We start from the raw sequence: 26,789 nt of genomic DNA on the forward strand, positions 1-26,789 counted from the left end.
GACAACCTCCCGCTGAACTTCTTTTTGTGTTCGATTATTGTTCGTCTCGGCGTTGTTCGTCTCGGCGTTGTGCGACCCAGGCCGCCACTACATCCGCGACGCGCGCTAGCCCCGCCCACGAATCCGGCCTAGCGTTCGGCAGCATCGCGTGCAGGAAAAGTCGATACATCACTGCGCGCAGCACCAGCTGTTCAAAGTCAGGCAGGTGTGCCCACCGATCCAACAACGCATCCGGAGCATTCCCCCAGGCCATCGTGTCCACGATCAACAGCGCGACAGTCCAGGCAGCCGGGTGCCAGGCTGGGTATAAATCCGTCACGATGGGGTCAGCGGTGCCGTCGAAAATGGTGCAGCCGGCAATGTCCCCGTGCACCAATTGGTCTTCCTCGTTGATCGGCCCGCGCAGTTCCGCCAAGCTCGCGGCCTTCACCAACGCTTCAGCGACGTCTTCGCGCGGCACAGTTTCGGGGGCTAGCACCGGCGTAATCCACTCTGCCGGGTCCTCGGCAAAGGCCGCCTGGTCGGCCGCAGCGTAGAGGTCGTATTCATACCACTTCTTGCCAGCCACCGGCGGTGCCAGGAACGTCGGCTTCCGCTCGCCTCGCAGGGCTTCGTTGAGTCGCAGAGCGGCTGCAACCATCTCATCGAAGCGCGGCGACTGGTGGCCGGACATAAACGTCCGCGCACGCCATCCGGATACGCTAAACCGCCCGTCGGAAGAAAAGATAGGGCGCGACATTGACACGCCTGCGGGGCGCACCTTGGACATGATCTTCGCGATCCACGCTGCCCTTGCCGGTTCGTCCGCGCGGGAAATCACTGCCCTATCGCAGCGCCATCCTTGGCTCCATTCCTGCTCCAAAAGCACCGGATGTGCCGAGGGCACCTGGAAGCTGGCCAAAATATGCGCCGGTGGCGGGGATTGAAAGTCGCTGTGAGAATCGTCGTTGATCATGTTCTCGTTTACTTACTCTTCTTGTACCCGAAGGGGAATACCCACGGGTTGACCTTGCAGGTGTTTGAGTCGTGCCCGAAGGGCTCTTCCGGGTTGATCTTATAGATTTCGGCGTTATTCAAGCTGATCGTCTGTTGCATCATGATCGGCGCTAGTTTGCCATCACCCGTGCATGGCTCATGCGCGCTATGGCCTACGGCGTGGCCAACTTCGTGGTTGATCATGTACTGCCGATAAGCACCCAGGTCGCCTTCAAAGGGGATAGCTCCGCGCACCCAGCGTGCTTCGTTCAACACCACACGCCGTTCGCCTGAATAATTGCAGCTGGTCTCAATCCCGTAGCTATTACCGCAGGTCTTGGCGGTGGTTTTGGTTGAGGTTAGCTGGATGCGCATATCCGGCTTTTCCCCCTTTGGCAGTTTGTCTTCATCTACGTGTTGGAAGGAGTACTGCGGATCGCCAACCCACGATTTCGGGTTGGAAAGGGTGGCGTCCACCATTGCGGCGAAGGCATCGTCGCCACCGTAGTCGGCTGATTTAACGGTGCTTTCTACCTCCACCACATAGGTGAACTTCTTCTTTCCCTTTCCGACTTTCTTGCCGGGCTTGCCGACGGTGCGGAACTTTCCGCTGCCCTTCTTCGCGTATTTTCCGCCAGGGGGCAGCTCGCCCAGCTCTAGGTCATCGTAGCTACCTTCCCCATCAATGGAGCTTTCGTCGTTCGTGGACTTAGCTGACTGTCCAGGGTTGCCTTTCGACGCCACGCCACCGCCCCCCTGCGCGCTATCGTGACTCCCCAAGCCAGTGAGTACGCTGTACATGATCAGGAGCGACACCAGCACAAATGCGGCAATGACCAGTAGCACACGGCGAAAGCTAAGGTTTTCGCCGCGTGTCTGCTGTCCCCCTTCCACCGATGTTGACTTCCGAGCCGGTGGAATTGGGTGGCGCTGAAAACTGCTGCCGCTACTCAAAACTCGTCGTCGCTCCTAGCTTACGAAGCCGACGGAGTTCTTAGCCTCTGCGCCTACCTCAACGTAGGCAACCTGCTCACGCACAAGCACGTAGCGAGTTCCCTTGGCGCCCTCGATGGTCAGGGTCTCGCTGCCACCGGAGGCCAGGAAATTCTGAATTTCCGTCACATACTCATCCTGCGACTTGCTCTGCTCGTTAGAAGTATCGACGGTGATCGCCAGCTCGCGGGCGTTGTGTACGAATCCGACCTTGATCTGCATAGGAAACCTTTCCTTCATATTCGTTTTATACTCACGTGCAGTATTGTGACCATCATAGCTATCGCAAACGCGACGCAAGATTCTGCAAGCGCATTTCCCAAAAGGTTTGGAAGGAAGGTGGGAGCCCCATGAATACCGGTTCCCGCCCCTCTTTTAACGCCCTCGGAGTAGCCGCGGAAATCACGGAAGCCCTGGCAGAGACCGGTATCACCCATGCCTTCGCAATCCAGGAATACACCCTCCCGATCGCCCTCAAAGGTTCGGACGTCATCGGACAGGCGCGCACGGGCATGGGTAAAACGTTAGGTTTCGGCATTCCTGTTCTCGATCGGGTTTTTGATGACGCCGCCGTCACCGCCCCCGACGGCACCCCACGCGCCTTGATCGTGGTGCCTACCCGAGAGTTGTGTTTGCAAGTCACCGACGATCTCACTGCAGCTGCCAAGAATCTACGGGTGCCGGTGGGGGCCGAAGGGGCGTCACCAGGGAAGAGCAAGACCCGTGCTCTGCAGGTACAGGCGGTGTATGGCGGCGTGGGCTTCGAGAAGCAAACCGCCGCGCTGACCCGTGGAGCGGACGTCGTCGTGGGCACACCGGGCAGATTGTTGGACCTTTCCCGGCAGGGATACTTGCAACTGGAGACAGTTGAAATCGTGGTGTTGGACGAGGCCGACGAAATGCTGGATCAGGGGTTTCTGGATGATGTGCGCGACATCATCACGCAAACCAATCCGAAGCGGCAGACGATGCTATTTTCTGCCACCATGCCGGGGCCGATTGCTGCACTGACCAGGACGCTAATGCACCACCCCATACTCATTCAGGCTGATAGCGCGGCGACGGAGGCCACCCACGAAACGACGAAGCAGGTAGTTTTTCAGTCTCACAAACTCGACCGACTCTCCGCCCTAGCTAGAATCCTGCAGACACCGGGGCGGGGCCGCAGCATCGTTTTCGCACGTACGAAGCGACAGGCCGCGAATGTGGCGCAAGAACTCGCCGAGCTGGGCTTTCGCGTGGGCGCGGTGCACGGTGACATGCGACAAAAAGACCGGGAGGAATCGCTAAGCGAGTTCCGCCACAATGAAACCGACGTTATGGTCGCTACCGACGTCGCCGCACGCGGCATCGACATTGAGGACGTCACGCACGTCATCAACTATCAGGTGCCCGACGACGAACGCACATACGTACACCGCATTGGCCGCACTGGTCGAGCCGGCAATACGGGCACTGCCGTCAGCCTCATCGGCTGGGATGAAGTCACACGGTGGAACGCGATCAACGAAGCGCTGGGGCTGGGTTTGCCGGATCCACCCCAGTGGTTCTCGTCAAGTAAAGAGTTTCTGGCAGAGTTTGGCCTGCCAGAGAGCATCAGCGACCGGATTGGGCCGGCACGTGGAGTGAAAGGTGCGGCATTGAAGGTAAAGAAGTCCAGTAGGAGGCCTCGTCGATGAGCCGTCGTCTACCTTCCCCGGAACGCGCGCGCCGCAGCGATCACGTCATTGCCGCAGCGCTTACCTGCAGCGTTTTAGCTCTCGGCGGCGTCACGTGGCTGGGATCCGATGCGCGCAAGGTGGATCACCAAGTTGCCAGCGATCCAATCACCGCTGACGATCGAACACTCGACGCCGGCAAGGATGCCAAAACTCCAAAGGCCCCTCAGCGGCTGAAGGAATTATGGTCCGCAGAAACCGATTCCACCGACCTCGTGGTGGATCAGGGCGGCGTGGTACTGACCGACGGCAACAATGCAAAGATGGTGCGCGGGCAGGACGGCTCGGAGGTGTGGCACTACAGCGCACCAGAGGACCTGTGTGGGGTGGCGGCGAACTGGCAGAAGACGAACCTGTTCTTGCAAGGGCCGAAGGGCTGTGGGCAGGTTGTGTCCCTAGACAGCAGCACCGGCAAATACCGGCACACCCGCGACATGCTGGCCGCCAATAATGTGAGGCTTTTCCAGAGCCGCGATGCAATCGGGATGTTGGCTCCCGCTCGCACAGAGCTCCTTCGTACCGATCTCGTGCGACTTGTGGAGGTCGGTGAGAAGCTGACCGAAGTAAAGCCTGGCAGGCAGAAATACGTGGAGTGCAGTTTTAGCTCCGCGCTGACGCGCAAGGAACTCTTGGCTACCGCGCAGGCCTGCCCGGACGATGAGAAGAAGCTGATTCGGCTGTTGAAGACAAAGCCGGAGGACTCGGACGCGCCGGAGAAATATCACGAGTACGAGGTTCCAGCGGGCAGTGAGCTGGTGGCCATTGGCATAGATCGGGCGGCGATTTACGTACCGGGTAATGGCAAGCGTGCGAAAGATGGAAAGGACAACGAGGGTTCGCGCTTCCAGGTGCTCGACAAGGAAGGTAACTTTCAGCAGTACCCGGCAGACCCTGCTCCCCTGCTGAATCCGCAGCAACGCAACGGAGAACTCTTCAGCCCCCAGACGGCAGACTCGGCGCACTTGATGAGCTGGTTCGACGGCGCACGGGTGGTTACCTTCGGACCGTCGACACTGGAACCAAAGTTCACGGTTGAGGGGGCCATAGGTCCTGCGGTTCCTCTCGGTGGGCGGCTGTTAGTGCCGACGTACAAGGGAATTGACGTGGTCGATTGGGATAATGGCAAGGTTTTGCGGACGATCCCTGTAGACCGTAAGGGCTACGAGGGCATGGTGACGCTGAAGCAGACGGGCGATGTGTTGGTTGAAAAGCGTGGCAAGACTGTGGTGGCACTAGGCTCCGCCGAAGATGGCGCAACCGAATAATCGCTTCACTTCCGCTACAGCAAATCGTTTTCTTGTGATGTTTCTCACATTTTGAATCTAAACTCTAGCCAATCTGTCAAAAACGTGCCAAAATTCTCCAAGTAACCGAGAAAAGACCAAGAGGTTAACAGTAAGCCAACAAGGTCTTAATCGTCTGGCGAGAAGCCGCCGCGGCCACTTCACACACGGGCCTGCACGCCACTTCGCCACAAACACTTTTGCCTGAATTCGCCTAGAGATTCTCTAGGTTAATTCGTCGAGCCCAACTTCGATCTCCGGCTTAAGTGCACCCACCCACAACGCAAGCAACCAAGACGACGCACCCGGGCATTTGTTGCCCGAAAAAATAGAAGGGAAACACAACAATGGATTGGCGCCACAAAGCCGTTTGCCGTGAAGAAGACCCCGAACTGTTCTTCCCCGTAGGAAACTCCGGCCCTGCCCTGGCACAGATCGCCAAGGCCAAGCTGGTCTGCAACCGCTGCCCCGTCGCTTCCCAGTGCCTGAATTGGGCCATCGAGTCCGGACAGGATGCCGGTGTATGGGGCGGCATGGCCGAGGATGAGCGTCGCGCCCTGAAGCGTCGCACCAACCGCGGACGCACCCGCACCCGCAAGCGCATCACCGTTTAAGACCGACATTTTGCCCAGCTTCGCACCCCCGCTAAGCTGAACTGGTTGGAAACAATCCCCTGTAAACACCAAGGAGCTGCACAATGAGCAAGCGTGGCCGCAAGCGCAAGGATCGTCGCAAGAAGAAGGCTAACCACGGTAAGCGTCCAAACAGCTAAGCCGTAATCAAAGGCCGGTGGGTACCGTATTACACGGTTTGCCCACCGGCCTTTTGCTTTTCCTACTCCTCGACCAACGCTACTGCGCTACCAAAAGCTATAGTGCTCCCAGAACGCTGTGCGCAATCAACGAGTCTAAACGGCGAACATCCAGATCCCGCCCGATCTTCACCTTGATCTTCCCGGCGCGCGTCCATAGTTCAATCTCAGCATTGAAGTCCAGCGTTCCAGCATTCTCGGTGGACCACATATTAATTGACGAATAGGGCAAAGAGTAGACCTCAACCTTCTTACCGCGCAGCCCCTGTGCGTCACGCATGATCAAACGCTTGGTCGTAAAAACCGCGCTATCCCTAAAAGTCTTGAACGCCACAACCGCCTGTTCGCCGGGCACTAGTAGTGCCATTACGTCCTGTGGGATCGCGACTTCTTCGATAAATGTCCATTCCGCGATCTGAGCAGCTTCCATCTTTCTCTCCTTCTACCTTTAACTTGGATTGTCTTCCAAAAACTAACCGGTAGAAAGCAACGATACTTGGATCTACTCCTCCACGCGGTAGCTAATCACCCGCAGCTGCGTACAAATCCGCGCGCGCAACTCCACCGGTGCCGGCTGGCTACAACAACTGCGCAGCAGATCACGAACCTGTTGCTCAATACCCAGCTGCCGCAGGCATTCCGGGCACGCATCCGCATGAGCACGCAACCGCTCCCGGCTCTCCCAGTCGGCGTCACCATCGGCAACCTCATAGAGCGCATCCAGCAGGTCGTCGCAATCGGTCTTTCGCGAATTCTCTCCGAACATATGCCCTATCCCTTCGCTTCCGTGAGTTTCTTCTGAGCCTCGCCAGTCACAATCCCGTGCTCTGCCGCCACGTCTTTAAGCTTGCTGCGCAGCTGCTTGCGCCCGCGGTGCAACCTGGACATCACGGTTCCTATGGGAGTATCCATGATCTCCGCGATTTCCTTATAGGCCAGGCCTTCCACGTCCGCGTAATACACGACCATGCGGTAGTCGTCACCCAAGCTCATCAACGCATCCTGAATGCGCTTGTCCGGAATGTTCTTCAGCGCCTCAACCTCAGCAGATTCCAATCCCACGGAGTCGTGCTTTGCCGTCTCCGCCAGCTGCCAATCGGTCATATCCTCGGCGCTGGATTCCGTAGGTCTGCGCTGTGCCTTGCGGTAGTTGTTGATGTACGTATTCGTCAGGATTCGATACATCCACGCTTTCAGGTTGGTGCCTTCCTTAAAGGAGCCAAAAGCCTGATAGGCCTTCATATACGCGTCCTGCACAAGATCCTGCGCATCAGCTGGGTTACGTGTCATCCGCAGTGCCGCTCCATACAGCTGATCCAGCAGAGGCAATGCTTCGGCCTCGAACCTGTGCAGCAGCTCATCAGCGCTGTCGTTGCTGCGTTTCATTCGCTCACCTCTCACCTTTCTTCCAACGCAATTCTATCCCTCACTCATTCCCACCAGTTCCGGATAGTTATTGGCCACGGAACCGACCTTCCTATCGGCCTTGCGGCTGTCGACAACTGTTTCTTTATTTGGTGACGCCACCATGTCCGTCCTCTCGCCTTTCAACCACGCACCGAGCTCATCGCCGACCAGGATCCGGGGCATGCGGCTGTGTAGCCATTCGAGTTCCGGGAGAGCTGCGACGGTAATAATCGTGCCGTACAGCTGTCCCTCCACCGCCTTGCATAGCCCTGCCGCATACATCGGCTGATTGTCTGCAGCGGTGCTGAACCAGGGCTGCTTCTTGCCATCTGCTCCGACCGTCCACTCGTACCAACCGTCCATGGGGAACGCACAGGGCACCGATCCTGCAAACAATGGCTTGGAGAATGCCGTTTCTCCCCTGGCGTTGAACACCGTCTTAGGAGGATATCCCCACCGCGCGGGTCCGATTGCAGTCTCGTTTCTAAACTCCCGTACGATCGGCACCTCGGTCGTTGGGGCCACGTTAAAGTTGGCGGGCCACTCTCCCTCCCCAGCGCGCAGGATGCGGGATGCACCCAGCCGACTGCGCAGATTATCCGCAAGCTGTTCGAGGGAACTAAAAAGAACGTATCGGCCACACATACCTGCCCATTATGCCTACCCCGCACTTCTTTTCCTGGGAAAAAGTGAGACAATACGAATATGTCTGCTGGTATGTCTAAAGAACTCTGGCCCGCCCCCGTCGCCACCGAGCCGGTACAGGCCACCGTGGCCATCCCGGGGTCGAAGTCGATCACAAATCGTGCGCTCATCCTCACCGCGCTGGCGGATGAGCCATCCACCATCACCGGTGGGCTCATCAGCCGGGACACGGAGCTGATGATGGCGGCGCTACGATCCATGGGCACTCAGATCTTGGTAAAGAACGACCAGATGCACGTTACCCCTGCCGAGAAGCTCCACGGCGGACAGGTGGACTGTGGCCTGGCTGGCACTGTCATGCGTTTCGTCCCCCCGATCGCCGCTCTGGCCACTGGCACAGTCGCCTTCGACGGAGACGTGGAAGCCCGCCGCCGCCCGATGTCTACCACTCTCAGTTCCCTGCGCGCCCTCGGCGCCACGGTGAATACCAGCACAGAGTGCAATCCGGAGGGACTTCCCTTCTTCGTCGAGGGCACCGGTGAGGTCAAGGGCGGAGAGATCACGATCGATGCCTCGCAGTCCTCCCAATTTGTCAGTGGCTTGCTTCTGGCCGGCGCGCGTTTCACCGAGGGCGTTACCGTTATCCACGAGGGCAATTCCCTGCCCAGCCAGCCGCACGTAGAAATGACGGTCCAGATGCTGCGTGAGGCGGGCGTGATCGTGGAGACGTCCTTCAACCGCTGGACGGTACATCCGGGTCCGATTCAGGGGCACCGTTGGACGGTAGAACCCGATCTATCGAACGCCACCCCATTTATGGCCGCCGGCGTGCTGACCGGGGGCACTGTTCGCATCCAGAATTGGCCCGCAACCACTAATCAACCGGGTGACCAATTCCGCCAGATTCTGTTGGACATGGGCGCGGAAGCAGAATTGGATGTCCACAATGACGAGCTTGTCGTCACTGGTACTGGCCGCATCAACGGCATCACCTGGGACATGCACGATATCGGCGAGCTCACCCCCACCGTCGCAGCCCTCGCTGCCCTCGCGGAAACCCGCAGCCACCTTTATGGCATCGCACACCTGCGCGGCCACGAAACGGACCGGCTACAGGCACTGGCGGACAATATCAACGCCCTGGGCGGAAATGTGGAGCAGACCGCCGATGGTCTCATCATCCATCCGGCGGCTTTGGAAGGAGGCCGGTGGGAATCTTATGCCGACCACCGGATGGCCACTGCGGGAGCTATTCTCGGTCTGCGCGTCGAGGGCATCGAAGTCTCGGACGTAGACACAACCGCCAAGACCCTTCCCGGATTCCGTCGCCGCTGGGCGCAGCTCCTGGGGCAGGAACGCTAAATGGCGCGGAGTCACAGCAGCGCCCGCCACTGGGATGAGTCCGATGTACGTGTCCGCCCAGGCAAAGGCTCCCGCCCGCGCACCAAGGATCGCCCCAGCCACAAAAACGCGAAGCGTGGCATGGTCGTCTCCAAAGACCGTGGCCGCTGGGGCGTGGTGTTAGACGAGGACGGCACCTTAGTCACGTGCATGCGCGCCCGCGAGATGGGACGCACCAATGTCGTTGTCGGCGACCGCGTCGGGGTGGTCGGCGACACTTCTGGCAAAAAGGACACACTGGCGCGCATCGTGCGTCTTGAAGACCGCACGTCCGTCCTGCGTCGAACGGCAGACGATACGGATTCCTATGAGCGCATCGTCGTCGCCAATGCGGACTATCTCCTTATCGTCAGCGCCGTCGCCGACCCACCTCCGCGTACTGGCTTTGTGGAGCGGGCACTTATCGCCGCCTTTGTCGGCGGGCTGACTCCGTTGGTGTGCCTCACCAAGTCCGACCTCGCCGATCCCAGCGCCTTCGCTGCCGAGTTCCGCGACCTTGACGTCGAGGTGCTCACCACCGGTGTAGACGACTCTCTGGATGCGCTCACAAAGCACATCACAGGCAACGTCAGCGCCCTTGTCGGCCACTCAGGCGTTGGAAAATCCACCCTGGTCAACCGCCTTATTCCCGACGCAGAACGCGCCACCGGCGAGGTCAGTGGCGTGGGAAAGGGGCGCCATACTTCCACCCAATCGGTCGCCCTCCAGCTCCCGCAGGGCGGTTGGATCATTGATACTCCCGGTATCCGCAGCCTTGGTTTGGCGCATGTAGATCCGGACACCGTCGTAGAAGTCTTCGAGGATCTACGCGAGGTGATCGATGACTGCCCCCGCGGCTGCACTCATATGGGCCCACCTGCGGACCCAGAGTGCGCACTGGATTCTCTTACCGGCCCATCCGCTCGGCGCGTCACCGCAATCCGGCGCCTGCTAGAGGCGTTGCGCAGTAATAACGAGTGGGAGATGTAGCCGCAAGCTACATCAGGTCCACCAAGAACGGCAGCTCTTTGCCGTCGTACCAGCTCATCAGGTTGTCTTCACAATCCCCCAACGCGAACTCTGCGTCCTCATCCCCCAGGTCAGCCGCGTCGATGCACTCAATTGCCTTGGCTGTGGCAGCTTCCGCGTCGGCGTCATCAACATGGATCGCCAGCAACTGCTTTACCTGAACGACAGCTGGATCCAGCCGCACCACTGACTCGCCATCTTCTGGCGCCAGCGTCACCGCCGAGTCGTCGAATTCTGCGCTAATCACCACGCGGCGGTGTGGGAAGCGTTCCTCCCCACCTGCGCTCAACAGGCGCAGAGAAGCACGGGCGGCGTCGAGGAAAGCGGTGTATGCTAGTTCCTCTTCGTCACCGCCGGTGTAGAACTCCCGCACCGCGGGGGTCAGGGCAAAGCCCACCCCAGAGCGCACAGGGTGCTCGCCCTGTTCCGCGAGGATGCCCAGCATGTCAAAAGTCGCGGGAATGTACACCAACATGGTTTAGAACTCCCCCTCGAGCTCGAATACACCCGTGATCTCCACGACCGCACGGTCGAACTGCTGGTAGTAAATACCGATCAGGCCGGCACCGACGGCACCGCGGATGTTCAGAATATTGTCATCCACCAGCACCAGATCCTCCTTCGGCAGTTCCAGACGCTCAGCGGTAATGCGGAAAATCTCCTCGGAAGGCTTCTCCGCCCCCACTTCACCGGACAGGATCACGGCATCCACGTAGCCGCCCTCTAGCCAAGTTCGAATCGGCGCGGCTCCAGCCCCACCTGGATCATTGGACAAGATCGCCGTAGCGATGCCCTCCGCCCGCGCCGCTGCGAGTAGCTTCCTCCACCGGCGACGATCTTCCTCGGCGCCGTCCAATACTCCGCAATAATCAACTACTAGTCCACGCATGCCCTACATTCTGCCATCTTTTCTGCTCCCGCCGCCCCTCAGGGGCGCACACTTCGCTATAGTTATGGCCGTATGGCGCCTTCGGGGGAACGCGCCAGCGGTACATTTTCTAGGGGGAATTCTTCGTGACCACATCTGCTTCTACACGTCCACTGTCAAAGTTCGTATTTCTACGCCCGCCCACCCCGGCTATTGCTGTACAGCCAACAACGGCCGAAGCTACCGATTCTTTTCTTGACGCCCACACGCCTCCACCCCAACGCATTGCGCAGATCGTCAAGTTGTGGCTGGAGGCATTGGAAGGCCGCCGCCCCATCGAGCATCTGCGTCGCGCGCCCTTTAGCGAGCGAGTGCTAGAGCAATTGCGTGTCCGCCGAACCGTGCGACCGACCCCGACAATCGGGCGCGCGGAACAGGGGGCGTCGATAATAAGCCTGCACATACAACCGAGCGCAGGCGACTGCGTGCGCTTTTGTGCGTCGGTACAGATGGGGGACAGGGTGCGAGCGCTGGCGGGTGCCATGTCGCAACACACGCAAAAGCGCCGCGCGGGGCTACATCAACTGCGTAGCTCCGCGCGGCGCGGGAAGAAAGTCTGGGCTATCGATAGCCTCAGCCTGATTTGAAATTAGCCGCCCATGGTGGTCTGGGTGGCGCGATCCACGGCCACGCCCTCGTTACCCGCTGCCGGGTCCTCGACATGCACGGTGTTGGCCTGCTTCAGCTGGTTGCGAACCAGGAACATCTGGCGAACGGTCTCTTCCTTAATGCCGTCCTTCATGCGGTTAAACATGTCGCCACCCTCGCGCTGGTATTCCACCAGAGGATCGCGCTGTGCCATCGCACGCAGGCCAATGCCCTCCTTGAGGTAATCCATCTCGTAGAGGTGCTCGCGCCACTTCTGATCCACGACGTTCAGCAAGGCTGCGCGTTCCATGCCGCGCATCTGCTCTTCGCCGGCGATCTCGGTGACCTTCTCTTCCAGCTCGTCGTACTCGTGGTTTGCATCCTCGAGTAGGGCGTCCAACAGCTGGGAGGAGCTCAGTTCGCCCGGGCGGCCGTACTCGTCCCCCTCGACCAGGGACTCGTGGGTGAAGGTCGGGCCGTAGAGGGAGTCCAGGGCGTTCCACAGGGTATCCAGGTCCCAGTCTTCGACATAGCCCTCGGCGGTTGCACCATCCACGTATGCCTCGATGGTGTCCTTCAGCATGCTGCGGATCTGGGATTCCACATCCTCGCCCTCGAGGATCTGGCGGCGCTCACTGTAGATCACCTTGCGCTGCTCGTTCATGACTTCGTCATACTTCAGCACGTTCTTGCGCATCTCGAAGTTAGCGGACTCCACCTGCGACTGTGCGCCCTTGATGGCGTTGGTGACCATCTTCGAGTCGATGGCCTCGTCATCCGGGATATTCAGGCGAGTCATCAGGGTTTCCATTGTCTGGCCAACGAAGCGCACCATCAGGTCGTCACGCATGGACAGGTAGAAACGGGTCTCGCCCGGGTCACCCTGACGCGCCGAACGACCGCGCAGCTGGTTATCGATACGGCGGGACTCGTGACGCTCCGTGCCCAGCACGTACAGGCCACCAACCTCGCGGACTTTCTCCGCTTCTTCCTTGGACTCGGCGCGTACCTTTTCAATCTCGTCGTCCCAGGCTTCCTCGTAGGCCTCCGGGTTTTCGACGGGATCCAGGCCACGCTCACGCAGGTTAATGTCGGCGAGGATATCCGGGTTACCACCCAGCACGATGTCAGTACCACGGCCAGCCATGTTCGTAGCCACAGTGACGGCGCCCAGACGGCCTGCCTGGGCAACGATCTCGGCCTCTTTCTCGTGGTACTTCGCATTGAGCACGTTGTGCTTGATTCCACGACGCTGCAGCAGCTTGGACAGGTACTCGGAACGCTCGACGGAGGTGGTACCCACCAGCACGGGCTGGCCGGCCTCCACGCGCTCGGCGATGTCCTCAGCCACGGCTTCGAACTTCGCTTCCTGAGTCTTGTAGATCAAGTCGACGTGGTCCTTGCGCTGATTTTCCTTGTTCGTCGGGATCGGAGCAACATCCAGCTTGTAGGTGGACTTCAGCTCGGCGGCCTCGGTCTCTGCCGTACCCGTCATACCCGCCAGCTTGTCGTACAGACGGAAGTAGTTCTGCAGCGTGACGGTGGCCAGTGTCTGGTTCTCGTTCTTGATCTCGACGTGTTCCTTCGCCTCAATCGCCTGGTGGATGCCCTCGTTGTAACGGCGTCCATCCAGGATGCGGCCCGTGAACTCGTCAACGATGACGACCTCGCCGTTGCGGACGATGTAATCCTTATCGCGGGTGAACAGCTCCTTGGCCTTGATGGAGTTGTTCAGGTAGCTAACAAGCTGCGAGTGCTCAGGTGCGTAAAGGTTCTCGATGCCCAGCTGATCCTCGACGAACTCCACACCTTCTTCCTTGACGCCCACGGTCTTCTTCCGCTCGTCAATTTCGTAGTGGATGTCGCGGGTCAGCTTCGGGGCAATAGCTGCGAAGGCGGTGAACCACTTGCTGGAACCCTCTACGGGACCGGAAATGATCAGCGGGGTACGTGCCTCGTCGATAAGGATGGAGTCAACCTCATCGACAATCGCGTAGTTGTGGCCGCGCTGCACCAAGTCGTTCAGGGAGTGCGCCATGTTATCGCGCAGGTAGTCGAAACCGAACTCGTTGTTCGTGCCATAAGTGATGTCCGCGTTATAAGCCTCGCGGCGTTCAGCTGGGTTCTTGCCGCTGAGGATCACGTCGGTAGTTAGACCCAGGAAGCGGTGCACGCGACCCATCCACTCCGAGTCACGCTTAGCCAGGTAGTCGTTAACGGTAACGACGTGGACGCCCTTACCGGACAGTGCGTTGAGATATGCGGGAAGAACACAGGTCAGGGTCTTACCCTCACCGGTCTTCATCTCGGAGACATAGCCAAAGTGCAGTCCGGCGCCGCCCATGACCTGCACCTTGTAATGCTTCTGCCCCAGCACGCGCCAGGATGCCTCACGCGCGGTGGCAAAAGCTTCGAGCAGGATGTCATCCAAGCTCTCGCCGTCGTCTTGGACTCGCTTTTTGAACTCTTCGGTCTTGGCCTGCAGTTCCTCGTCGCTGAGCGCGGAGTATTCCTCTTCGAGGTCCATCACTTGGTCGGCGATCTTCGCGAGACGCTTGACCGCACGGCCTTCGCCCATTCGGAGAATTTTCGAAAGTCCTAGCACGCTGATGCTGTCCTTTTCTCGGTTTTTAAAACTTGTTAGCTAACTTGTCGGCTTCGGACAATCCTACCCCCACCCCCAAGGTCACGGGCAACTACACCCCACAACAAAACCAAGAAAACCGACCTTCCGCGGTTTAAGGGCGGAAGGTCGGTGGGGAGGAAGTTGGAAAGCTTTTTAAGCTACTTAGGCTTCTTTCTCTTCCAGAGTGATCAGGCCGTAATCGAAAGCGTGGCGACGGTAAACCACGGACGGCTGGCCGTTCTCTTCGTTGATGAATAGGAAGAAGTCGTGGCCAACGAGTTCCATCTCGCTTAGCGCCTGGTCAACGCTGATCGGGGCGGCCTTGTGAACCTTCTTGCGCACAACCTGACCGGGCTTGAACTGGTCCTCGTAAGGATCAACATCGTAAGGTCCAACCTCTTCCGGCTTCGTCTCAGCCTTCGGCTGGGCTTCCTCAACCAGGTTGGCAGTAGCTTCGCCCACAGACATAGGGGTGCGGTGTCCGGAGCGGGCGATCTTGCGGCGAGCCTTCACCTTGCGCAAAGAGCGTTCCATGCGTCCGATTGCGACCTCGAGAGCAGCGTAGAAGGAATCTTCCTTGGCCTCCGCGCGAGCGATGTGCCCCTTGCCGGTTGCGGTGATTTGCAGACGATCCTGCTGGTCACCACGGCGCGGGTTAGGCTCGTGCTGCAGCTCTACGTGGAAAAAGGTGAGGGTAGGATCCAGGCGTTCAATCTTTGCCAGCTTGCCCTTGACTCGCTCTGCGAAGTGCTCTGGCACCTCGACATTGCGGCCGGTGATTTCCACGCCTGCCTCTGGTGCAGACAGTTCCTCGTTGCCAAAGTTGGACGAGTTTTTGCCGGTCGACATTGCTCAACCTCCAAGGTCATTCACCGCCAGAATCAGGCCGGATTACCCACCTTCCAACGGTGATCGTTCCACCTATTATTCTACCGATCGACAAGACGACATTTGCACATAACCCCCTGATTGATACTAGTTCTGCTACTTGTTTCCGTTACCAATGTGTTTAGGCACCCGCCAGCACCAAAGCCAACCGGGGACGGACCCCGTGCGCCGACAGCGCAAATGCGAATTGGGCAGTTGTAGCGCCAGTGGTGCACACATCATCCACAATCACTACCTCGTCTGCCCCGCGTAGCCTCCCCACCGCTACGGGGTCGAAAAGAATATTTCGTGCAACGTTTTCTCGCCGCTGGTGGCGGTCCAACCCCACTGAGTCCACGCTCGATTCATCGAGCCATGCCACCGGACAAACCTCCACCCTGGGATATAGTTCAGCGGCTGCTTGGCAGAACCTCGTGACAATGTCCCCTCCGCGGTGTCGCGCTGCCGACCTGCGAGTTGGAGCGGGCACCAGCCTGACCCGCCCCCACCTCGGGTCCGGCACCAAACCTAAGCCGCTGACGTGCAAAATCCCGGCGGCCAACAGACGACCAGCTACATCAATAGCCGCCGGGCGCAGTCGTTCCTTTGCGCTCAGGATCAGCATGCGTCGCGCACCGCCATACGTGCCAGAAACAAAAACCGGTACGGCAGCTACCCGTGGCTGCCAGCGCTGCCACGGGTGCATCAGCTGTAACCCGCACTCCTCGCACAGCTGTTCTCCCACGGCCACGCCAGCCGGGAGCGCCTGCATCCGACCACAGCACACACAATCCGCGCGCCACACCAATCCGGCAAGCGCGTTTAAATCCCCCAATATCCCCACAGGCAAGAGCCTAGTCGGCCAACAAAGGTGTTGCCCGCTTTCCCTGCATCGTGGGAACTTCACGCCAGAACCGCGACTCCTCTGAAGTCACGTCGAACTGCATCAACGCATTGGCATCGGTGACGTAGATCTTGTTGCCATCCGTTGCCACCGACACCACCGGTGCGGATAGGTTCCGACCCGTAATTTGCTGCGAATAGGATCCGTCCACCTCGATATCCCACACTGGGGCGTCGTTAGCACGTGTGCCGACCAGCACGGATCCATCTTCCGCCCACTCGGCGCTTACCGCCGTATCGCCTACTGCGTTACCGATCTCCACTGGGGCTCCGAGTCGCTTCGTGCCCTCGTCTGTCGTCTCCAGCACCGCAACATACACGCGCCCATTGACCACCATCACAGCTCGCGTGCCGTCATGAGAAACACGGAATACGCTAATGCGTTTTTTGTCCCCGTGGATCATCCTCAGCGTGGATCCATCGACCTTCTGCTCTCCCACGTTTCCGGTCTCGGGATTGCGTGTAACCTCAATGATCTTCTCACCGTCGGCGACGACGTATACCGAGGTCGCATCGAGTCCCCAGCTTGGCCTGGTCAGAGAATCCGCTTTCACGGAGCTCACCGGCTGGTCCTCCTTGGCTCCAATCATCAGCTGACGTGGCTCATCGCCCCGCCCGGTCACTGCGGCATAGACCTCATCGCGGGAACTCAGCGATGCTGATTCGATATAGCGCTGGGTTAGCCACCCATCGAGCTTCTTCGCCCGCGTGCCATCCGGTTGATAAATATCTCCGCCAGAAACTGCCCGCAATGGCACTTGAACTCGCACATTCGGGTCGTACTGCGACAGGTCCTGAACCAACCATTTCCCCTGCATGTCATCGCTCATTGGGGTGCCATCGGCAGTGAGCTCATAGGGCCCACGCACTTCCGAGCCCGCTAAAGTCCATACAACCTGCGCAGCAAGCAATCGTCGTCCATCGGCGGACAGACCTTGCAGGCCGGTAAAGCTAACGGAAGGGTCGCCCTCCCGGTCGTTAGACACCTGGGCGGTGGCGCCATCGGGAAGAAGATTCCTCACGGCCTTTTTTAATCGTTCCTGGGGCCCTGCGACCAGCAAAGACACCAGAGAGGCTGCGGTGGACTGCTGACCGGTGTAGATCCAACGGCGATCCGGTACTAGTGCCCTACCATTGCGATCCGGGAAGTAGATATTGCGCGCACGGTAAGTGCTCACAAAATCTTGGCGATCTAGCACCACCACGTTCGGCAGATTACTGATACGCCATTGCCCATCGATGTTCTGCATTTCATAGGTGGTTTCAAAAGCCGTGAACTGCGGATCGAACACACCACCCACGCCAAGGGTTCCGACGACGTTGCCGCGCACACGATAGGTGATCTTCGTGTCACTTCCCTGCCCCTCAGAGGCAATATCGATGCGGTCGAGCACCATGGTTGGCGCATCGGATTGCCATCGTCCCTGCATACCACTGGTAAGGAACTTCTTCGCCGCTTGATGCTCCCGCAGCGGGTGGGCACTGGCGGTAAAGAAATCACGCAGAAGTAGATCAGACGGCTGCCCATCAGAGGGCGTCGGAGCCTCCTGTCCACTAGGAGCCGGCGCATAGCTAGAGATCGCTTCGGGTTTGGTGCTGTCCGGAAGCGTAGAGCACGCGGCCAGCAGACCCAGCCCAGCCACTGCGGCCAGTACCTTTGTGCTCTTGTTACTCATTGTGGCTACCTTCCTGTTCCTCGGTAGTGACGCCCTTATTCTCCACCGCCATCGGTAATGGCGAGGAGTGCACGGTGCGCCCTTGTTGTAGCGGGAGGGTCAACCGGAAGCAGGCTCCCACGCCAGGTTCACCGGCTGCTTCGAGGCGACCACCGTGGAGGTTTGCGTCCTCCTTAGCAATGGCGAGTCCCAGGCCAGTGCCGCCGGTACGGCGCTCTCGGGAGGGATCGGAACGCCAAAAACGGTTGAACACCATCTCTTCTTCGCCGGGCTTAAGTCCCACACCGTGGTCGGTGACAGTGACAGCCAAAGCATCCGCACCTACCGCCATCTTCACCTCAACTGGATTGCCTTCGGAGTGATCGACAGCATTGGCAAGCAGGTTGCGAAGGATCCTCTCCACCCGTCGCGAATCGACGGCAACAATCACCGGTTCCTCCGGAAGATCCACGATAAACTCCGTGCCGATGTCCTCGGCAATGGCGCGCACCTGCTGCAAAGCGGAGCGCACGACACCGCGCACGTCGACTTTTTCAGCCGATAGGTTCGCCACGCCCGCGTCGTGACGAGAGATCTCCAGCAGGTCACCGAGCAGAGTCTCGAAGCGATCTAGCTCCTTGGTCATCAAGTGCGCTGCGCGAGCGGTCAGGGGGTCAAGTTCATCCGCGTTGTCCTCGATCATGTCCGCGGCCATGCGAACCGTCGTCAGAGGAGTACGTAGTTCGTGGGAGACGTCTGAGGTGAACTGGCGCTGCAGGGAACCGAACTCCTCCAGATTGCGAATCTGGGTGGACAGCTTCTCTGCCATGTCATTAAAGCTATATGCAAGCTTGGCCACCTCATCCTGACCATCGACGACCATACGCTCGTGGAGGTGCCCAGCAGCCAGCTTCTCAGCGATTTTGGACGCGGCACGCACTGGCCCAATGATCTGTTGTGAGAACACCCAGCTGATCACCATAAGCAAGATAATGAGGACGATTCCACCGGCCATCAAAAGGCCACGCATCAGGTTCAGCGTGACTTCCTCCGAAGTCAAAGGCACCAGCAAGTAGAGCTCTAACCCGGGAATGTCGGAGTAGACGGGACTGCCGATGATGAGTGCTTTGTAACTACCGTTTTCTCCGTTGACGCGGGCGTATTGGTACGAGACCTGCCCCTGGCGCACGAACTCGCGCAGGTTCTCGGGAATGTCAATGTTCGCGGGAATACGGGTTTCGGAATCGCTGGCGTCAGAAGCAATAAGCACCGAGTCATAGACCGGAGCGCTCGATTGATCCATTCCCGTTGAGCGATTCGAGAGCACGGCTCTGGCAGATGTCAGCCTCACTGAGACGGGATTAGAGGAGTCCGTGGAGGCTATCTGCTCCTCCACTGCAGCACGCGCTCGATCCATGCTGTCGACGCCTTCGGAGAATTTGGTAGCCAGCAGTTGCTGGCTAAGGAAACCCGTCAGCAGAAATCCCATTAGCAGGAATGCAAAGGTGCTGGAGGCCAGCACGCTGCCGATAACGCGCAGCTGAATGGACTGGCGCCATCGCAGACTCAGCGAATTGATCGCCCGCACCCAGGTATCCTTCGGCCGTCGGAAGAAATCCCGCAGCACAGACCAAAACGTCGAACCCGCGGCAAGGGTCTTTTCCCGTTTCCTTAAAGGGAATTTCTTGCCATTTGGGGATCGCCAGCGCGACGGGCGGGGGTTAGCCTGTGTGGCTTCCTGCAGCTTTTTGCCCCGCCGGACGGGGGCGTTTTCTTGATGCTCCTGATCCACGTGGAAAACTTATTCGCCCGTCTTGTATCCGATTCCGCGAACGGTCTGGATGATCTTCGGATCATCCGGATCCTTCTCCACCTTTGCTCGCAAGCGCTGGACATGCACATTTACCAGGCGGGTATCGCTGGATTTGCGGTAGCCCCACACCTGCTCCAGAAGCTCCTCGCGGGAGAACACCTGGCGCGGACGGGAAGCAAGCGTCACGAGCAGATCAAACTCAATGGGGGTCAGTGCGATCTCCTGGCCGTCCCGGATGACCTGGTGACCGGGCACGTCGATCGTCAGGTCGGCAACTTCGATGGAATCGACCTGTGTTTCTTCCGGGGTGCGGCGCAGGCGAGCCCTCACACGTGCGACCAGTTCCTTCGGTTTGAAGGGCTTGTGCACGTAGTCGTCGGCACCGGATTCCAGCCCCAAGACCACGTCCACGGTGTCGGTACGTGCGGTCAGCATCACGATCGGTACCGTGGAACTCTCTCGAATGGCCTTGCACACGTCGATGCCATTCATGCCAGGCAGCATCACGTCGAGCAGAATGAGATCCGGGTTGTGCTCCTCGGCGGCCTTTACGGCCTCCACGCCGTCACCCACGACGATGGTGCGGAACCCCTCGCCCTGCAGGACGATGGTGAGCATTTCAGCAATAGCCGGGTCGTCATCAACCACCAGAATTTTCGTGTCCACGGTTGTCATCCTCTCATTTCTTCCAATAGATCCGCGACCTTCACCGCGCGACCTTCGTAGTCATCCCCGGTGCTATCGACCGTCACCCATGGGCTCAGCCACTGCTGCTCCGCCAACGCTCGATAAGCCTGGACGGTTCGCTCCTGCAAACTGCTATCGCGCTCATAGGCATCGCGCGCCCGAGTCTCGTCCACAGCTTCCCGCGCTTCGGCGCGCTGCCCGGCAACCTCAGCCTCCACGTCAACAAGGATCTGCAAATGCGGTGCCGGAATCCCCAGGGTCTCCTGTTCTAGCTGCGTCACCCAGTCGCCAACCTCAGCCACATTGCTGCCCAACCGGGCGGTTGAATAGGCCACGTTCGACGCGGTGTAGCGGTCGATCAGAATGACGTAACCATCCTCATCGAAGTCCGCTAGGTCCGCCGCGATCTCGCTGCGATCTAGTGCGAAAAGCGTGGCCATGCCATGCACCGAGTCAATCAGATCGCCCAGCTTCTCATGCAGCGCCTCGCGCGCCAGCATCGCCGGATTCGATTCCTCATAGCGCGGAAATGCGATGCGTGCCACTGGCACCTCGCGCGCTACCAACTCTTTTTCAACGGCTGTGACCAGGGTATTTTTCCCCGCGCCGTCGACTCCTTCAAAGCTGACGATCATTTTTAGTATCGGTAGTGCTCTGGCTTGAACGGCCCGGCGACATCCACGCCGATGTACTCCGCCTGCTCCTTGGTCAACGTCGTCAGCTTGCCGCCGAGCGCCTCAACGTGAATGCGGGCGACCATCTCGTCCAAGATCTTCGGCAGGCGATAAACGTCGTTGCCATACTGATCCGACTTCGTAAACAATTCGATCTGTGCAATCGTCTGATCGGCAAAGGAGTTGGACATCACGAACGATGGGTGGCCGGTAGCATTACCCAGGTTCAGCAGGCGACCTTCACTCAACACCACGATGGATACCGGCTCGCCGTCGGCGCCGGGGAAGGTGAACTCGTCAACCTGCGGCTTAATGTTCACGCGACTAACGTCCTCGCGGTGCAGCAGGCTGGCCATGTCGATCTCGTTATCGAAGTGGCCGATGTTGCCCAGCACCGCGTGGTTCTTCATCATCTGCATGTGCTCAAACGTGATAATCCCGAGGTTCCCCGTCGCGGTGATGACAATGTCGGCGTCACCAATAAAGTCCTCTACCTGCACTACCTCGAAGCCGTCCATGAGCGCCTGCAGGGCGTTGATCGGATCGACCTCGGTGACCTTAACGATCGCACCCTGGCCCGCCAGCGCTTCGGCACAGCCCTTACCTACGTCACCGTAGCCGCACAGCAGGACGGACTTACCGCCGATCAGCATGTCGGTAGCGCGGTTGATGCCATCGATCAGCGAGTGGCGGGTGCCGTAGCGGTTGTCGAACTTGGACTTCGTCACGGCATCGTTGACGTTCATCGCCGGGAATGGCAGCACGCCTTGCTCGGCGAAGTGGTAGAGGCGGTGCACGCCCGTCGTTGTTTCTTCGGTGACACCCTTGATGCTTTGTGACGCCCGGTTCCAGAACTTATCGTCCTCCGCCAAGGCTTCACGCAGCATCCCGAGGAAGGCCTTGTACTCATCGGAGTCATGATCCTCGACGTCCGGAACGAGGCCTGCGTTTTCAAATTCCATGCCCTTGATGACAGCCATGGTCGCATCGCCACCGTCGTCCAGGATCATGTTGGCTTCTACGCCTTCTCCCCAGGTGAAGATCTGCTTCAGGCACCACCAGTACTCGTCCAGGGTCTCGCCCTTCCAAGCGAACACTGGCACGCCGGCGGGTGCGTCCGGGGTTCCCTCACCAACGACAATGGCGGCCGCGGCTTCGTCCTGGGTGGAAAAGATATTGCAGGAGGCCCAACGAACCTCAGCGCCGAGGGCCACCAGAGTTTCGATCAGCACAGCTGTCTGCACGGTCATGTGAATGGAGCCAGCGATACGGGCGCCCTTCAGGGGCTGTTCGTCGGCGTAGTCGCGACGCAGCTGCATGAGCCCGGGCATCTCGTATTCCGCCAGGCGGATCTGGTGGCGGCCGGCCTCTGCCAGCGAGAGATCCTTGACTTTAAACTCCATGGGTGGGGTGACTCCTCAAATGATGACAGGTCTATTTTCTATGGACAGTGTATTAGACGGGCATTGAACGGCGTTTGAGATGCCTCGAAATGTCTAACTGAGTGCCTCGACGAAGGTCTCCAGGCCGTCGGCTTCGTCGCCATCTTCGGTGTCATCACCGTCGTTGGCACTGGCCGCGCGCCGCTCCATCTCCCCATCGAGCAGCTGCAGGGACACCTCCTGCAAGTTCGCCGGGCACTCGCCGATATGGGCACGAATATAAGGGTGTTCATCTGCCACGCTGGCTGTACTGAAGGGAGCACCGCCCCAAATGGCGGCCACAGTGGCGGCGCACAGCCCGATGGAATAGTCCACGGAGTCCGGCTGTCCATCCCGCAGCGCCAAATTTACGGCGTCCACCAGGGCTCCAATTACCTCGGGGTCCTCCAGCTCTGCCAGTTCGTCCAGGAAGTCCACAGTGTCTTCCTGCGAGAAAATGAATTCGTCCCAGTTGCTCATCGTGCCGGCCTTTCTATCGCTCAATTACCGACTGTAGCGCGTTTACACGGGCGACAACTCTGGTCAAGGATCGCGATTCCTGATAGGCTCGTTTTGAGCTTAATCAAATTGTGACCTTCGAGGGGCACAGATCAAAACAGGGAGGTGAGCCAGGTGGCAGCAGAAGAAACCGAACAGCACTCCACCGAAGAGCACTCCTCCGTGCCTCGGGTAATTAGCGGGATCGCGATTATCGGTTTGGTACTCGCAGGTGTCATCGGGGTTTGGACGTGGCAAGCAGGCTCCGAAGCGACGGCTCCGAAGCGAAACAATGCGGACGAATCTACGATCGCCATCAGCACCGGCGCGGCTTCGCAAAAGCATGACGTTGTCCCTGGCAATGGTGGTACCGACGAACCCGAGCAGCAGGCGCCCCCGGCCTACTCCACCAATAGCCCGAATGGTAGCGAAATGGGAGAGTTCAGCAACGTGGCGCCATTAGGGCAAGACCCCTACTTGCCCCCCAACTCCTGGGATGGCTACCGTTCGTATAACTCCCAGCCTTCAAAGACGATCATCGCGGAAGGCCTGAACTCACGCGATGCTGTCCAGCCCCAGCAACAAGCGCAACCGAGTCAGCAGCCGGCACAGTCTCAGCTCCAGGCACAGCCGCAGACTCAGGCTCCCAAGCCAGAGCAGAATGCTGGCCCTGTCCTTCCGACGATCCCGACGCTACCGACTAAACCTGCGCTACCTGGTGGTTCCGACGGGCCGAGTAAGCCTATCGAAACGGAAAAGGGTACCGACGCAAACGCCACCGTGCCGCCGGACTTCACCCCGTCTCCGTCCAAGGCTACCGAGCCCACCGAAATCGCCGGGGACGACAAACCCCAGACTGCTCCTGCCCCCAAGCCCAGCGGTGAGTCTGACAGGCCCACCGATACCACGCTGGGGCCGGCAACTACACCCCAGGACGAGCGATAAAAGCCTGGCCGCGTACGCTGGCCGACTCGCCGAAAGGCACCCAGACGGCGGAGCCACTGTCGACATGTGCTCCTTCGCAGTCCACGTCTCCACCGACCGCCAGCACGATCGCCGGGCCTTCAACAGCCCCCTCGCCCGCCAACCGGCGCAAGCTAAACTCCTTCGCCGGGGTGTGGTACACGCCGGTTTCGTCGGCACGCAGTCGCGGGTCGGAGAGTTCCTCCCAGCGCACCACCTTCATCAACTCATTGATGTCGATATGCTTTGGCGTGAGCCCGCAGCGCAGCACGTTGTCGGAGTTTGCCATGATCTCCACCCCTGTTCCGCGCACATAGGCATGCAGCTGTCCGGCATCGAGGTACAAGGCCTCCCCCGCCTGTAACTCCACTCGGTTCAGCAGCAGCGCGAACAGCACACCACGATCCGCGGGGTACTGCTCCTCCAATCGCAGAACCAGATCCGCCACGTCACCCATCCAGCCGTCAGCGGTAGTTACCAGCTCTCGGCAGCGCCGCGTGAGGGCGTCAAGAACCGCAGATACTTCCTCGTCCGGAAGGTGCAGTGCGCGCTCGACCGCAGCGTGCAGGTCGTCACGCAGGAAATCAAGCTCCGGCAATGCCAGCCAGTCCAGCAGTTCACGGGTGCGTGCAACTGGCCGGAAGCCCGCCATAGCCTCAAACTCGCCCAGCGCTACCAGAAGCTCAGGCTTGTGATTGTCATCCTTGTAGTTGCGTTCGAAGGCATCACGGGGAATCCCGGCGGCGTCCTCCGCCGCAAAACCGGCTTCGGCTTGAGCTTTCGTGGGGTGCACCTGGATGCTCAGTGCACGCTCTGCAGCCAGAAGTTTGAGCAAAAAGGGCAGGTGCTTATGCTCGGCGCCCAACTGGCCTTCCGGATCGGCCTCAATGAGGTCCAAGAGTGGGCCCGGTGCTCCCGGGTGAGCTCCGAACCACAGCTCGGCCTCCGGCTCTGTGGTCGGTGTAGCACGCCCCTGCAGCTTGGCGAGGGATTCATGCGACCCCCAGGCATAGTTCTGAACAGCACCTTCGATACGCTGCATCAGCTTTCCTCCTAAGCCCGGATGACGGACAACGCTTCGTCGACGATGGCTTTTACTCCCTCGTCGTCGCGTGCCTCGACGTTGAGGCGCAGCAGCGGTTCGGTGTTCGACGCCCTCACGTTCAGCCAGGAACCGTCCTGCAATTCGATAGTCACGCCATCGAGGCGGTCGACGGATGCAGTGCGGTCGGCAAACGCTTCCACTACAGCCTCGGTGCGTCCCGCCTGGTCGGCCACCTCGGAGTTGATCTCGCCGGAGGCGCGGTAGGTCTCATAGGCGCGCTTTAGCTCGGACAGGGGCTTGTCCTGCTCGCCCAAGGTAGCCAGCACGTGGAGCGCAGCAAGCATGCCGGAATCGGCGTTGAAGAAGTCGCTGAAGTAGTAGTGCGCGGAGTGCTCACCACCGAAGACGGCACCTTCCTTTGCCATCTGCGCCTTAATGAAGGAGTGGCCAACGCGGGTCCGCACTGGCTTTCCTCCCTTGGCTTCCACCAGTTCGCGGACGGACTTGGAAGTAATGAGGTTATGGATGATTGTGGCGCCCGGCTGCTCATCCAGGTAGCGCTCGGCAATCATGGCGCAGATCGTGGAGGGGGAAACGGCCTCGCCCTTCTCGTCCACGATGAAGCAACGATCCGCGTCCCCGTCGAAGGCGATTCCCAGATCCGCACCCTTGTCCACGGTGAACTTCTGCAGATCCACCAGGTTCTTCGGATCCAACGGGTTGGCCTCGTGGTTCGGGAAGTTACCGTCGAGTTCGAAGTACAGGTCAAAGACTTCCAGCGAGCTCTGCTGCAGTACAGCGGGGACGGTCAATCCGCCCATGCCGTTGCCGGCGTCCACCGCGACCTTCAGCGGTCGGATGTTCAGCGGCACCAGTTTGTTGAGATACTCGGCGTATCCTGCCAGAACGTCTTCGGTGGAGTTAGTACCAGGCGCGCCGTCAAACGTGGGCACGCCGTCGACCAGTTCTGCGGAGATGCGATCCAGGCCGGAATCCTGTCCCACCGGGCGAGCCCCAGCGCGGCAGAGTTTGATGCCGTTGTACTTAGCGGGGTTGTGGGAGGCGGTGAACATGGCTCCCGGACACTGCTTCACACCACTGGCGTAGTAGAGCTCGTCGGTGCTGGTAAGCCCAAGGGAGATAGTGTTCAGCCCCTGCGCGTTCACACCTTCGGCGAATGCTGCCGCTAGAGCCGGGGAGCTGTCGCGCATATCGTGGCCGACGACGATGGTTTCCGCTCCTTCTTCGCGCATAAGGCGGGCGAAGGAGCCCGCTACGTCGCGTACGAATTCCTCGTTCAGGAAGCCGGCTCCTTCGCCGACCACACCGCGGACATCGTAGGCCTTGATAGCTGCCGCCACGTCTTTCGGGGAATGAGTAGCCATAGTGGTTTCCTTTCTAGTGCTGGTCTCGAACCGCGCGCAGGTGTCGGCGCGGCGTAGACCGGGGCAGGTTCTTCATAGAGGGGTGATGCGGCGTGGATTCTGGAATCTCGGATCGCCTATAGAGCCGAGGGGCAGGCTGCAGATCCTCTTCCTTGTCGCGCTCGGTAGCTTGTTGCACCGCCTCAGCGAGTGCCATCAGATCTTCCTCGTCAGCCTCGGCTGCGGTGTCTTCCACCGCTTCATCGACAAATTCTAGCGTCCAGCCCTGCGGGACGGTTGTTCGGCGGGCGTGATTCTCACACAGATCCCACCGGTGAGGGTTTCCGCAAACGCTCAGCGGCCCTACGATGGCTCGCTGCTCTGCATAGTTGAACTCCAGCGAGGCTACGGCGGGCTTGCCGCAACCGGGCCGAGAGCATTGTCGGATAAGAGTCACGCGCATTAGTCTAACCCCTTTTCTTCCGCTTTCGAGCGTGCCCTCGTGGCATGTCGCTG

At 59.5% G+C, this 26,789-nt stretch carries 29 protein-coding genes; 8 read left to right on the forward strand and 21 right to left on the reverse strand.

Features of this window, described 5'->3' with window-relative positions:
• Positions 1-34 precede the first annotated feature (34 nt).
• From ACWXWJ_RS03515 to ACWXWJ_RS03525, 3 genes are all read right to left on the reverse strand, one after another.
• On the reverse strand, positions 35-955 hold the full coding sequence (locus ACWXWJ_RS03515; RefSeq protein WP_293790806.1) for a TIGR02569 family protein: 921 nt from the start codon (positions 953-955) through the stop codon (positions 35-37).
• An 8-nt stretch (positions 956-963) separates the two neighbouring features.
• Positions 964-1,821, reverse strand: a complete 858-nt coding sequence (locus ACWXWJ_RS03520; protein ID WP_293790805.1) for a DUF3152 domain-containing protein — start codon at positions 1,819-1,821, stop codon at positions 964-966.
• Positions 1,822-1,944: 123 nt separating this feature from the next.
• Entirely contained in the window at positions 1,945-2,208 is a 264-nt protein-coding gene (locus ACWXWJ_RS03525) for a DUF3107 domain-containing protein (RefSeq protein ID WP_293790804.1), read from the reverse strand.
• Between the two features lie 110 nt (positions 2,209-2,318).
• Between ACWXWJ_RS03525 and ACWXWJ_RS03530 the strand changes: the two genes are divergently transcribed.
• The 4 genes from ACWXWJ_RS03530 (at position 2,319) to ACWXWJ_RS03545 (ending at position 5,741) form a co-directional block, all read left to right on the forward strand.
• Positions 2,319-3,647 (forward strand): DEAD/DEAH box helicase, encoded by a 1,329-nt coding sequence (locus ACWXWJ_RS03530; protein WP_473963568.1) that lies wholly within the window; start codon positions 2,319-2,321, stop codon positions 3,645-3,647.
• On the forward strand, positions 3,644-4,951 hold the full coding sequence (locus tag ACWXWJ_RS03535) for an Rv3212 family protein (RefSeq protein WP_473963569.1): 1,308 nt from the start codon (positions 3,644-3,646) through the stop codon (positions 4,949-4,951). The genes ACWXWJ_RS03530 and ACWXWJ_RS03535 overlap by 4 nt, the downstream gene beginning before the upstream one ends.
• A gap of 365 nt (positions 4,952-5,316) precedes the next feature.
• Entirely contained in the window at positions 5,317-5,583 is a 267-nt protein-coding gene (locus ACWXWJ_RS03540) for a WhiB family transcriptional regulator (RefSeq protein ID WP_005293852.1), read from the forward strand.
• An 83-nt stretch (positions 5,584-5,666) separates the two neighbouring features.
• Entirely contained in the window at positions 5,667-5,741 is a 75-nt protein-coding gene (locus ACWXWJ_RS03545) for a 50S ribosomal protein bL37 (RefSeq protein ID WP_011274008.1), read from the forward strand.
• 97 nt (positions 5,742-5,838) lie between these two features.
• On the opposite strand, the gene ACWXWJ_RS03550 is transcribed toward ACWXWJ_RS03545, so the two are convergent.
• The 4 genes from ACWXWJ_RS03550 to ACWXWJ_RS03565 form a co-directional block, all read right to left on the reverse strand.
• Positions 5,839-6,210: a PH domain-containing protein gene (locus ACWXWJ_RS03550; RefSeq protein WP_293790801.1), complete on the reverse strand. Its 372-nt coding sequence runs from the start codon at positions 6,208-6,210 to the stop codon at positions 5,839-5,841.
• A 72-nt stretch (positions 6,211-6,282) separates the two neighbouring features.
• Positions 6,283-6,546 (reverse strand): mycothiol system anti-sigma-R factor, encoded by a 264-nt coding sequence (gene rsrA, locus ACWXWJ_RS03555; RefSeq protein ID WP_293790800.1) that lies wholly within the window; start codon positions 6,544-6,546, stop codon positions 6,283-6,285.
• A gap of 5 nt (positions 6,547-6,551) precedes the next feature.
• Positions 6,552-7,166, reverse strand: a complete 615-nt coding sequence (locus ACWXWJ_RS03560) for a sigma-70 family RNA polymerase sigma factor (RefSeq protein WP_293790799.1) — start codon at positions 7,164-7,166, stop codon at positions 6,552-6,554.
• 33 nt (positions 7,167-7,199) lie between these two features.
• Positions 7,200-7,832 (reverse strand): SOS response-associated peptidase, encoded by a 633-nt coding sequence (locus ACWXWJ_RS03565; RefSeq protein WP_473963570.1) that lies wholly within the window; start codon positions 7,830-7,832, stop codon positions 7,200-7,202.
• Positions 7,833-7,904: 72 nt separating this feature from the next.
• On the opposite strand from ACWXWJ_RS03565, the gene aroA reads away from it, so the two are divergent.
• Positions 7,905-9,194, forward strand: coding sequence for a 3-phosphoshikimate 1-carboxyvinyltransferase (gene aroA / locus ACWXWJ_RS03570; RefSeq protein WP_473963571.1), 1,290 nt, complete (start codon positions 7,905-7,907; stop codon positions 9,192-9,194).
• Complete coding sequence (rsgA, locus tag ACWXWJ_RS03575) at positions 9,195-10,202, forward strand: ribosome small subunit-dependent GTPase A (protein WP_473963572.1); 1,008 nt, start codon at positions 9,195-9,197, stop codon at positions 10,200-10,202. It abuts the gene before it with no gap.
• 7 nt (positions 10,203-10,209) lie between these two features.
• Here the strand turns inward: rsgA and ACWXWJ_RS03580 are convergent, their stop codons facing one another.
• Complete coding sequence (locus tag ACWXWJ_RS03580) at positions 10,210-10,716, reverse strand: DUF6912 family protein (protein ID WP_473963573.1); 507 nt, start codon at positions 10,714-10,716, stop codon at positions 10,210-10,212.
• 3 nt (positions 10,717-10,719) lie between these two features.
• Positions 10,720-11,130: an HAD family hydrolase gene (locus ACWXWJ_RS03585; protein WP_293790794.1), complete on the reverse strand. Its 411-nt coding sequence runs from the start codon at positions 11,128-11,130 to the stop codon at positions 10,720-10,722.
• A 125-nt stretch (positions 11,131-11,255) separates the two neighbouring features.
• Between ACWXWJ_RS03585 and ACWXWJ_RS03590 the strand changes: the two genes are divergently transcribed.
• Entirely contained in the window at positions 11,256-11,756 is a 501-nt protein-coding gene (locus tag ACWXWJ_RS03590) for an Rv3235 family protein (protein WP_293790793.1), read from the forward strand.
• Positions 11,757-11,758: 2 nt separating this feature from the next.
• On the opposite strand, the gene secA is transcribed toward ACWXWJ_RS03590, so the two are convergent.
• The 9 genes from secA to ACWXWJ_RS03635 form a co-directional block, all read right to left on the reverse strand.
• Positions 11,759-14,362, reverse strand: a complete 2,604-nt coding sequence (gene secA, locus ACWXWJ_RS03595; protein ID WP_473963574.1) for a preprotein translocase subunit SecA — start codon at positions 14,360-14,362, stop codon at positions 11,759-11,761.
• Between the two features lie 183 nt (positions 14,363-14,545).
• A complete protein-coding gene (gene hpf / locus ACWXWJ_RS03600; protein WP_293790791.1) occupies positions 14,546-15,232 on the reverse strand; it encodes a ribosome hibernation-promoting factor, HPF/YfiA family in 687 nt (228 codons plus the stop codon).
• 160 nt (positions 15,233-15,392) lie between these two features.
• Entirely contained in the window at positions 15,393-16,001 is a 609-nt protein-coding gene (locus ACWXWJ_RS03605) for a ComF family protein (protein WP_473963575.1), read from the reverse strand.
• A gap of 103 nt (positions 16,002-16,104) precedes the next feature.
• Complete coding sequence (gene lpqB, locus ACWXWJ_RS03610) at positions 16,105-17,829, reverse strand: MtrAB system accessory lipoprotein LpqB (RefSeq protein ID WP_448308308.1); 1,725 nt, start codon at positions 17,827-17,829, stop codon at positions 16,105-16,107.
• The gene (gene mtrB / locus ACWXWJ_RS03615) at positions 17,822-19,600 is read right to left on the reverse strand and encodes an MtrAB system histidine kinase MtrB (RefSeq protein ID WP_473963576.1); all 1,779 of its coding nucleotides are present in this window, start codon (positions 19,598-19,600) and stop codon (positions 17,822-17,824) included. Before mtrB ends, lpqB begins: the two co-directional genes overlap by 8 nt.
• Positions 19,601-19,609: 9 nt before the next feature.
• A complete protein-coding gene (gene mtrA / locus ACWXWJ_RS03620) occupies positions 19,610-20,287 on the reverse strand; it encodes an MtrAB system response regulator MtrA (RefSeq protein WP_293790788.1) in 678 nt (225 codons plus the stop codon).
• 5 nt (positions 20,288-20,292) lie between these two features.
• Positions 20,293-20,943: a dTMP kinase gene (locus ACWXWJ_RS03625; RefSeq protein WP_293790787.1), complete on the reverse strand. Its 651-nt coding sequence runs from the start codon at positions 20,941-20,943 to the stop codon at positions 20,293-20,295.
• Positions 20,944-20,945: 2 nt separating this feature from the next.
• Positions 20,946-22,385 carry an adenosylhomocysteinase gene (gene ahcY, locus ACWXWJ_RS03630; protein WP_473963577.1) on the reverse strand — a complete coding sequence of 480 codons (1,440 nt, stop codon included), beginning with the start codon at positions 22,383-22,385 and terminating at the stop codon, positions 20,946-20,948.
• 93 nt (positions 22,386-22,478) lie between these two features.
• Positions 22,479-22,883, reverse strand: a complete 405-nt coding sequence (locus tag ACWXWJ_RS03635) for a DUF4259 domain-containing protein (RefSeq protein WP_473963637.1) — start codon at positions 22,881-22,883, stop codon at positions 22,479-22,481.
• A 153-nt stretch (positions 22,884-23,036) separates the two neighbouring features.
• On the opposite strand from ACWXWJ_RS03635, the gene ACWXWJ_RS03640 reads away from it, so the two are divergent.
• Positions 23,037-23,846, forward strand: a complete 810-nt coding sequence (locus ACWXWJ_RS03640) for a hypothetical protein (RefSeq protein ID WP_473963578.1) — start codon at positions 23,037-23,039, stop codon at positions 23,844-23,846.
• Here the strand turns inward: ACWXWJ_RS03640 and manA are convergent.
• From manA to ACWXWJ_RS03655, 3 genes are read right to left on the reverse strand one after another with little or no spacing between them, the layout of a single operon-like run.
• Entirely contained in the window at positions 23,824-24,906 is a 1,083-nt protein-coding gene (gene manA, locus ACWXWJ_RS03645) for a mannose-6-phosphate isomerase, class I (RefSeq protein WP_473963579.1), read from the reverse strand. The two genes, ACWXWJ_RS03640 and manA, sit on opposite strands and share 23 nt — an antisense overlap.
• A gap of 11 nt (positions 24,907-24,917) precedes the next feature.
• On the reverse strand, positions 24,918-26,294 hold the full coding sequence (locus ACWXWJ_RS03650) for a phosphomannomutase/phosphoglucomutase (protein WP_473963580.1): 1,377 nt from the start codon (positions 26,292-26,294) through the stop codon (positions 24,918-24,920).
• A gap of 13 nt (positions 26,295-26,307) precedes the next feature.
• A complete protein-coding gene (locus ACWXWJ_RS03655; protein ID WP_473963581.1) occupies positions 26,308-26,736 on the reverse strand; it encodes a DUF3499 domain-containing protein in 429 nt (142 codons plus the stop codon).
• Positions 26,737-26,789 lie beyond the last annotated feature (53 nt).

This window comes from Corynebacterium sp. p3-SID1761 (genome assembly GCF_055862885.1).

What these genes read in the sequence shown, in the direction of transcription:
- ACWXWJ_RS03515 (WP_293790806.1), bottom strand. Translation starts at nt 955, where the DNA reads ATGATCAACGACGATTCTCACAGCGACTTTCAATCCCCGCCACCGGCG.
- ACWXWJ_RS03525 (WP_293790804.1), bottom strand. Translation starts at nt 2,208, where the DNA reads ATGAAGGAAAGGTTTCCTATGCAGATCAAGGTCGGATTCGTACACAAC.
- ACWXWJ_RS03530 (WP_473963568.1), top strand. Translation starts at nt 2,319, where the DNA reads ATGAATACCGGTTCCCGCCCCTCTTTTAACGCCCTCGGAGTAGCCGCG.
- ACWXWJ_RS03535 (WP_473963569.1), top strand. Translation starts at nt 3,644, where the DNA reads ATGAGCCGTCGTCTACCTTCCCCGGAACGCGCGCGCCGCAGCGATCAC.
- ACWXWJ_RS03540 (WP_005293852.1), top strand. Translation starts at nt 5,317, where the DNA reads ATGGATTGGCGCCACAAAGCCGTTTGCCGTGAAGAAGACCCCGAACTG.
- ACWXWJ_RS03550 (WP_293790801.1), bottom strand. Translation starts at nt 6,210, where the DNA reads ATGGAAGCTGCTCAGATCGCGGAATGGACATTTATCGAAGAAGTCGCG.
- rsrA (WP_293790800.1), bottom strand. Translation starts at nt 6,546, where the DNA reads ATGTTCGGAGAGAATTCGCGAAAGACCGATTGCGACGACCTGCTGGAT.
- ACWXWJ_RS03560 (WP_293790799.1), bottom strand. Translation starts at nt 7,166, where the DNA reads ATGAAACGCAGCAACGACAGCGCTGATGAGCTGCTGCACAGGTTCGAG.
- ACWXWJ_RS03565 (WP_473963570.1), bottom strand. Translation starts at nt 7,832, where the DNA reads ATGTGTGGCCGATACGTTCTTTTTAGTTCCCTCGAACAGCTTGCGGAT.
- aroA (WP_473963571.1), top strand. Translation starts at nt 7,905, where the DNA reads ATGTCTAAAGAACTCTGGCCCGCCCCCGTCGCCACCGAGCCGGTACAG.
- rsgA (WP_473963572.1), top strand. Translation starts at nt 9,195, where the DNA reads ATGGCGCGGAGTCACAGCAGCGCCCGCCACTGGGATGAGTCCGATGTA.
- ACWXWJ_RS03580 (WP_473963573.1), bottom strand. Translation starts at nt 10,716, where the DNA reads ATGTTGGTGTACATTCCCGCGACTTTTGACATGCTGGGCATCCTCGCG.
- ACWXWJ_RS03585 (WP_293790794.1), bottom strand. Translation starts at nt 11,130, where the DNA reads ATGCGTGGACTAGTAGTTGATTATTGCGGAGTATTGGACGGCGCCGAG.
- hpf (WP_293790791.1), bottom strand. Translation starts at nt 15,232, where the DNA reads ATGTCGACCGGCAAAAACTCGTCCAACTTTGGCAACGAGGAACTGTCT.
- lpqB (WP_448308308.1), bottom strand. Translation starts at nt 17,829, where the DNA reads ATGAGTAACAAGAGCACAAAGGTACTGGCCGCAGTGGCTGGGCTGGGT.
- ACWXWJ_RS03625 (WP_293790787.1), bottom strand. Translation starts at nt 20,943, where the DNA reads ATGATCGTCAGCTTTGAAGGAGTCGACGGCGCGGGGAAAAATACCCTG.
- ahcY (WP_473963577.1), bottom strand. Translation starts at nt 22,385, where the DNA reads ATGGAGTTTAAAGTCAAGGATCTCTCGCTGGCAGAGGCCGGCCGCCAC.
- ACWXWJ_RS03635 (WP_473963637.1), bottom strand. Translation starts at nt 22,883, where the DNA reads ATGAGCAACTGGGACGAATTCATTTTCTCGCAGGAAGACACTGTGGAC.
- manA (WP_473963579.1), bottom strand. Translation starts at nt 24,906, where the DNA reads ATGCAGCGTATCGAAGGTGCTGTTCAGAACTATGCCTGGGGGTCGCAT.
- ACWXWJ_RS03650 (WP_473963580.1), bottom strand. Translation starts at nt 26,294, where the DNA reads ATGGCTACTCATTCCCCGAAAGACGTGGCGGCAGCTATCAAGGCCTAC.
- ACWXWJ_RS03655 (WP_473963581.1), bottom strand. Translation starts at nt 26,736, where the DNA reads ATGCGCGTGACTCTTATCCGACAATGCTCTCGGCCCGGTTGCGGCAAG.